This window comes from Vibrio sp. 1562, from assembly GCF_033340155.1.
Taxonomy (GTDB): domain Bacteria; phylum Pseudomonadota; class Gammaproteobacteria; order Enterobacterales; family Vibrionaceae; genus Vibrio; species Vibrio alginolyticus.
Genome location: NZ_JAWOVY010000248.1, coordinates 1 through 780 on the forward strand (window position 1 = coordinate 1; position 780 = coordinate 780).

The 780-nt window shown below is 34.0% G+C and carries 1 protein-coding gene; it reads right to left on the reverse strand.

What is annotated here, in order from left to right; translation table 11 throughout:
• Window positions 1-73: 73 nt before the first annotated feature.
• A partial coding sequence (locus R7Z49_RS24450) for a hypothetical protein (RefSeq protein WP_318112289.1) occupies window positions 74-780 on the reverse strand: 707 nt, incomplete at its 5' end.

The following is a 780-nucleotide window of genomic DNA, read 5'->3' on the forward strand; positions in this document are numbered from 1 at the left end:
CACGATAAGCCTAATAAAAGAAATAACAATGATATCAAAAGTGTTGATGTTAAATCCAAGTCATCTTCTTGTTTCATAAAAATACCCCATTCTTTATGTAACTTCTACCTATCACATCGTTGATTCTCATTTCTTCTTGTTTTAGTGATTCATTCAATGTTTTCTCTAGTGCTAGTTTGAATTTTTGTGTTATCTCATATTTATTATCAATGTGGTTTAAAATATTCCCGACAACCAAGCTTACACCTATAGCCAAAAATAATGGGCCAGAAGTTAGAGCAAAAATAGTAGTCGCTCCAGAGATTCCTCTTACAGCAATTGCTGCTATTGCGGATGAAATCCCCAGCTTTATGATGTCACTAGTTATGGTTCCAAACAGACTTAATAGTGTGGTTTTATTCTTTTCTGAAAAGAAATGTTCTAGTGCTTTGAAAGAACTAACTAACACTACCGTAATAATTGTCCCACTTTTTATCGATTGAATTGCCTGTTTTGAACCAACAGCAAAGTTTGCGACTATTGGCGTTGGGGCACGAGAACCTAACACTCTTAGTTTTATTTTTAGTGCAGGAGTTCCTGTAAATACAAAATGTGCTTGGCCTGAATAATAATTGATATGGACTGGGTTTACAGCGCCGGTTAGGTTATTAGCTAATCTCGATAAAAACACAAGGTCATCTGCTGTTGCATAGTAATTGGCAGTATTATCAAATTTATCTTTTAGAATTGTCCATTTTGATACTATATCTTTCCTTTTGATGTTAATGCTAATTAAAGAGT